This window comes from Microcystis sp. LSC13-02 (genome assembly GCA_002282935.1).
GTDB lineage: Bacteria > Cyanobacteriota > Cyanobacteriia > Cyanobacteriales > Microcystaceae > Microcystis.
Window position 1 is genome coordinate 16569 of record MTBT01000166.1, and the last position, 6226, is coordinate 22794.

Genomic DNA, 6226 nt, shown 5'->3' on the forward strand with positions numbered 1-6226 from the left:
CTAGAGCGAACTAATCAATTAAGTCTCTTGCCAGATAAAGATTTTGTCGATTTATGCCCCCCTATCGAACCATACCAAGTAACGAAGAGCCGTTATCAGTTAAGCTAAGACGTATTTAAACCGCTTATTCTTAGATTAGCCGAATCTCCTCCAATTCCTTTACTGTTGCAAGAGTGCAAGAGCGCAAGAGTGCCTCGTCTGGCCCAAGCAATTTAAATTACGAACAGCTTAAGCGAGCAGTATTAAATAGCAGTTTCCTACTGTCTTTTCACTGTTCACTGCTTACTGTTTACTGATCACCGATTATTGACTGGGATATATGAGCGATCGAGTCTCTGGTAAGTCATACTAGAGAATGGGAGAGAGTTGGTCTAGAGGTTGCGGGATCATTTTATCAATGATTCCGAGGAAAGTCCGAACTCCCGAAAGACCACACTTGCTGGATAACGTCCAGTGCGCGCGAGCGTGAGGATAGTGCCACAGAAAAATACCGCCTCCTTTTTCAGTAATCAGTAAACAGTAACGAAAGTAAATTCACTGATAACTGATCACTGATTGGGGGTAAGGGTGCAAAGGTGCGGTAAGAGCGCACCAGCAGTATCGAGAGGTACTGGCTCGGTAAACCCCGGTGGGGAGCAAGGTGGAGGGACAAAGGTTGGTCTTTTTCCTGTCCCGTTTTTAGGAACCGCTTGAGGTAATTGGTAACAATTATCCCAGATAGATAACCTCTATTCCAACAAAGGTAAAAGCGATTTTACTGCTGTTGGGAAATACAGAATTCGGCTTATGTCTGACTCTCTCCTTTATCAGTTATCAGTGATCAGTTATCAGTATTCAGGAGTTAGTTATCAGGAGTCAGGAGTCAGTATTCAGGAGATAGGAGATTGCTTTTATTTATTCTCCCCATCCCCCATCCCCCATCCCCCATCCCCCATCCCCCATCTTCCCGCTCCCATGTCCTTAAGTGATCCGCGTCGCCAAAAACAATTAAAAACCCTAGTGGAAAAGCTGGGTTTATCGGCTGATGTCCCCGTCAGGTGGGATTTATTAGATTTAGCTCTAACTCATCCCAGTATTTCCCGTGATAAGAATTATGAACAATTGGAATTTGTGGGCGATTCTGTGGTAAGACTCGTGGCGGCGGAGGTATTGTTAGAAACCTATCCGGAGGCGCTAGTGGGAGAATTTGCCGCCCTGCGATCGATGATGGTTAGCGATCGCACTCTGGCGGAATTTGCGGATCGCTACGGTTTCGAGCGTTATTTGTTGGTATCAAGTAGTACAAGTATTGATCATGCGGGGCGAATTTCCCGACTAGCAGACGCTTTTGAGGCGGTCTTGGGGGCTTTATATCTTAGTACACAGACTATGGTTTTAGTGCGTTCTTGGCTAGATGAACCCCTAAGGGAAAAAGCGGCCGAAATTCGTCGAGATCCGGCCCGACAGAATTATAAGGATGCCTTGCAGGAGTGGACACAAGCAAAATACAAAAAACTGCCGCAATATTTAGTAAAAGAAATCAATAGTTTAGATCAAGAACGTTTTTGTGCGGAAGTGTGGTTAAATGAGCAGAAATTAGGAGTGGGAACCGGCAGAAGCAAAAAAGCAGCGGAACAAGCAGCGGCCAAATCAGCTTTTCTAGAAGTGGTTAAAGGCTAAATGCGGGCATTTTTGCTTAACGGAGGAATTGCCAGAGGCGAATTTTAAGATCATAATTACCACTAGCCAAATACTGCCCATCGGGACTAAAAGCCAGAGATTCCACCCAGTCGGAATTATTATCAAACCAGGCCAACTGTTTACCCGTCGTCACATCCCATAAACGCACACCGTCATTACTGGCACTAGCGAGAATTTGTCCGTTAGGATGGAGTGCGAGAGAGCGAATTCGGGACGTATGACCGATGAGGGTAAATAATAACTTATTATTGCTCGTATCCCAGATTTTAATCGTGCGGTCTAAACTACCCGTAATTAAATTTTTACCGTCGGGAGTGTATAAAAGCTTGCTAACCGCTTGGGGATGGGCGGAAAATTTCGATAAAAATTTGCCCTCGCGGATGTCCCAAAAATTTACCTCACCGTTTTCATGACCACTAGCAAGGGTGACACCATCGGATTTCATCCCTAGGGAATAAACAAAATTACCCACCCAATTTAAACGATAGAGGGGACGGCGGGGAGGTTGCACTGTCCAGAGGCGAATTCCTTCCAAACCACCACTAATTAATGTTTTACCATCGGGAGTAACGGTGAGGGCGAGGACAGTATTACCGTGTTCGAGGGCAATTCCTAAATACTTGCCTTCCACCAGATTCCAAAAATTAATGGAACCATCTAAACCGCTACTAACTAATAATCTTTCGTTGGGACTAATGGCTAAAGCTTTGACGCTGGTTCTTTGGGCGCGAGTTTGGGAGACTTTTTGCCCTGTTTTTACTGACCAAATTCTCAGGAGAGGATCCGTATCACTACCACCAGCGAGAACCAATTGGTTATCGGGGCTGAAAATCACAGCATTAGGGGTGGATTGTTGCCCTTCTAAGGTTTTAGCGAGGGTAAGTCTGCCTAAACCTTCTACTAGGATAGTTTCTGGGGTTTTTTCGCCACTTTCAGCCGCGGGTTTAGGGGGGGCAATAGGACTTTGGGCATGACTAAGCTGATGTTGCCCGATTGTCAGCGTGGTTAAGACACTGACCACAATTGCCCCGACAAGTTTCTCCCCACCCATAAATCGGAATTTCATAAATTTAGTTGAATATTAACAAATGAACGGTGCTATAGATTCTAGCCTTTGAGGGGATTGATTGCCAAGCAAGGGGAGATTTTTGAGCTAAGAAGGTCGATTTTTTTCGTTTTTCAGGGTTGGTAAAGCCACTTGACCCGATTGGGGCGGTAAATAATATCTTGCTGCTTCTTCTTTGTTGATTACCTTAGTTTTTTGGCTCTGTTGCCACCGGGCTAAAATAGCGATCGCCATAATCGTTGCCCCTAAAGATAGCAGTGTCCATCTTTGTCCTACAACCCCGATGATGACATCTACTGCCGCTGCGGTAAAGATAAAGCTAGTTATTGGTTCTTGACGGTAAGCTTTCTTGAGAAAACGCGGCCAGAGGAGATTACTCATTTTATCTATTATTTCTACGGTTTCGATAATTCCAGCTTATCCTATCATCCTGAAAAATGTTGTCGATCGAGGTGATGGGGGGTTTTCAGTGAACAGTAAACAGTGAACAGTAATCAGTGAACAGTAATCAGTAATCAGTGAACAGTATGTCTCGTGCAAAAATCAAAAATCTTCTTTTAGGTGAGGACAATCCGAGACAAGAGGAGAAAAAAGACAATAGACAACTACTAAAACCATAAAACCTAAGATTATGTCAAATTTATCTCAAGTTTTCGATATTTTGAACTGATAGCGGCTCGATAACTGACTTTTGCAGGAGGTCTAGTAAACAGTGAACTGAAAACTCGGCTCTGATAGGCTGATATAGTAGCTATCGGAGACAAAAGTTAGTTTGCATCTAGGTTTAAAAATCCCAGAAAAGAAGATTCGCATATCAAATCAGCAAGGCCGAATAATATTAGAGATTCTACTGCTGAACTGCAAATAATCACCCCCAGAGAATCCGATCCTTTAACAAATACAAAGAGACGATACCCCTTCAAAACCAGTTGATAGGATTATGGTAGTGACTGAAATCAACTTTTAAGAATCTATAATGGGCTTTATTGTCCATTATTATCTAAATAACGGACTAAAAGCCTGTTATATGCACTTTTCCTCGGTATTATCATGGCCTATCCTCTCTACGTCGCTTTTATTTGGCATCAACACCAACCCCTCTACAAATCCTGTCAAACTCGCACCGATGCTTCGGGACAATATCGCTTACCCTGGGTGCGACTGCATGGGGTGAAAGATTATCTCGATTTAATCCTGATTCTAGAACGTTTTCCCAAATTACACCAAACTGTCAACCTTGTCCCCTCTTTAATCCTGCAATTAGAGGATTACGTCAACGGACTAGCGATAGACCCCTATCTTGCTCTCACCGTCACCCCGGAAGCGCAGTTAACCCTGGCACAAAAACACTTTATCCTCGAACACTTTTTCGATGCTAACCATCGTAACCTGATCGATCCGCACCCCCGTTACGGGCAATTATACGCACAGCGTCAAGAAAACGGTCATAGTTGGTGTATTAGCCATTGGAATCTGCAAGATTATAGCGATCTCTTAGCTTGGCATAACCTCGCTTGGATCGATCCTATCTTTCACAGTCACCCAGAAATCGCTGCCTGGTTAGAACAGGGAAAAAACTTCACTTTAAGCGATCGCCAGCGAATTATCTCCAAACAGCGTCAAATTCTGCGTCGTATCTTGCCGCAACACCGGTTAATGCAGGAAACCGGACAACTAGAAATCATTACCAGTCCCTACACCCATCCAATTTTACCCCTGCTGGCCAACTCGGAAGCCGGCCGGGTAGCAGTGCCGAATATGACCCTTCCTCGGCAATATTTCCACTATCCTGAAGATATTTCCCGTCATCTCCGGAAAGCTTGGCAAATCTATATCGATCGCTTTGATAAACATCCTCGAGGACTGTGGCCCTCGGAACAATCCGTTAGTCCCGCGATTCTCCCCGCTGTCGCTAAACAGGGTTTTCAGTGGTTATGTTCCGATGAGGGGGTGTTAGGTTGGTCTCTGGGACATTACTTTCATCGCGACGAAAAAGGCAATATTAGCGAACCGGAATTGCTTTATCGTCCCTACCGTCTGGAAACTAGCAACGGCAATTTATCGATGGTTTTCCGCGATCATCGTCTCTCGGATCTGATCGGATTTAGCTATAGTGGCATGAAAGCGCAAGAGGCCGCTACAGACTTAGTTAAACACCTAGAAGCGATCGCCGAACAACTGAAAACCAACGCAGAAACCACGACCCTAGAAAAACCCTGGTTAGTTACCATTGCGCTAGATGGCGAAAACTGTTGGGAAAACTATCATCAAGACGGTTTACCCTTCCTAGAGAACCTTTATCAACTTTTAAGCGACCATAAAGAGATCGAATTAGTCACCGTCTCCGAATATCTCGATCGCTTTCCCGCTAATGCCAAAATCCCCGTCAATCAACTTCATAGCGGCTCTTGGATCGATGCCAATTTTACCACTTGGATCGGCGATCCCGCTAAAAATAAAGCTTGGGAATATCTAATTTTAGCCCGTCAAACCCTCGCTAATCACCCGGAAGCGACGGAAGATAATAACCCCGACGCGTGGGAAGCATTGTATGCAGCGGAAGGTTCCGATTGGTTTTGGTGGTTTGGTTATGGCCATTCCTCCAATCATGACGCAATTTTTGACCAACTTTTCCGCGAACACCTGATCGCTCTTTATCAAGCTTTAAATGAGCCAATTCCCTCCTATTTGCTCGAACCGGTGGAAGAACACGGTAGCAAACAAAGTAATCGTCCTGAGGCTTTCATTCACCCCATTATCGACGGTTTTGGAGACGAACAGGATTGGGATAAAGCTGGACGGATCGAAATTGGTGGAGCCAGTGGTACAATGCACCGGGTCTCGTTAGTACAAAGGGTCTTTTTCGGTTGGGATCACCTCAATTTTTATCTGCGTTTCGATTGGAAACCGGGGGCAGAATTAGGCAAAGATATCGCGCCTGAAGTGCATTTATATTGGTATTATGATGAAGTGCATCGTCTGCAAAGTCCAATTCCCTTAGCAGATATTCCCCCTCGATCGCCCCTCGATTACGGTTATCATCATCATCTAGGAGTTAATTTAATCACGGAATTTACTTGGTTAGAAGCCGCTCAAGAATATTTTACCTGGCAGCGAGTTCCTAGTAGTGCCAAAGCTTCTTTTAATCAATGTTTGGAAATTGCTGTCCCTTGGGAAGGATTACACATTGAACCCGATGCTCGTCTCCATTTAATCGCAGTTTTAGCCAATCAAGGTCAATACTATGATTTCCTCCCCGTTGAAGAATTAATCTTCCTGCAAAGACCTTAAATCAGTGATCAGTAATCAGTAATCAGTGATCAGTAATCAGTTTTTTAGTTATCAGCTATCAGCTAGAATCAGTTATCAGTAACCGCTCTAATCTCTAGTTAGGGTCTGCTGAAAAAGTTTTTCGGTGGGGGTAGGGTGTGGGGTGTGGGGTGTAGGGTTTTACCGATTTTCAGGTGGTCAACTACCTAA

At 44.5% G+C, this 6226-nt stretch carries 4 protein-coding genes and 1 other RNA gene; 3 read left to right on the top strand and 2 right to left on the bottom strand.

All coding sequences use genetic code 11. The features are described 5' to 3' along the window. Nucleotides 1-362: 362 nt before the first annotated feature. An RNA gene (gene rnpB, locus BGL89_RS10065) (RNase P RNA component class A) lies at nucleotides 363-802 on the top strand. A 152-nt stretch (nucleotides 803-954) separates the two neighbouring features. After that, nucleotides 955-1659: a ribonuclease III gene (gene rnc, locus BGL89_RS10070; RefSeq protein ID WP_286825607.1), complete on the top strand. Its 705-nt coding sequence runs from the start codon at nucleotides 955-957 to the stop codon at nucleotides 1657-1659. A 16-nt stretch (nucleotides 1660-1675) separates the two neighbouring features. On the opposite strand, the gene BGL89_RS10075 is transcribed toward rnc, so the two are convergent. Together BGL89_RS10075 and BGL89_RS10080 are read right to left on the bottom strand one after the other, a co-directional pair. After that, on the bottom strand, nucleotides 1676-2746 hold the full coding sequence (locus BGL89_RS10075; protein WP_286825604.1) for a WD40 repeat domain-containing protein: 1071 nt from the start codon (nucleotides 2744-2746) through the stop codon (nucleotides 1676-1678). Between the two features lie 87 nt (nucleotides 2747-2833). Then, a complete protein-coding gene (locus BGL89_RS10080) occupies nucleotides 2834-3127 on the bottom strand; it encodes a hypothetical protein (protein WP_286825605.1) in 294 nt (97 codons plus the stop codon). A 669-nt stretch (nucleotides 3128-3796) separates the two neighbouring features. Here BGL89_RS10080 and BGL89_RS10085 point away from each other — a divergent pair. Continuing rightward, entirely contained in the window at nucleotides 3797-6037 is a 2241-nt protein-coding gene (locus tag BGL89_RS10085; RefSeq protein ID WP_286825606.1) for a glycoside hydrolase, read from the top strand. Nucleotides 6038-6226 lie beyond the last annotated feature (189 nt).

Bases quoted from the DNA above. Each gene is read 5' to 3' on its own strand.
- BGL89_RS10080 (WP_286825605.1), bottom strand. From the start codon at position 3,127: ATGAGTAATCTCCTCTGGCCGCGTTTTCTCAAGAAAGCTTACCGTCAA.
- BGL89_RS10075 (WP_286825604.1), bottom strand. From the start codon at position 2,746: ATGAAATTCCGATTTATGGGTGGGGAGAAACTTGTCGGGGCAATTGTG.
- BGL89_RS10085 (WP_286825606.1), top strand. From the start codon at position 3,797: ATGGCCTATCCTCTCTACGTCGCTTTTATTTGGCATCAACACCAACCC.
- rnc (WP_286825607.1), top strand. From the start codon at position 955: ATGTCCTTAAGTGATCCGCGTCGCCAAAAACAATTAAAAACCCTAGTG.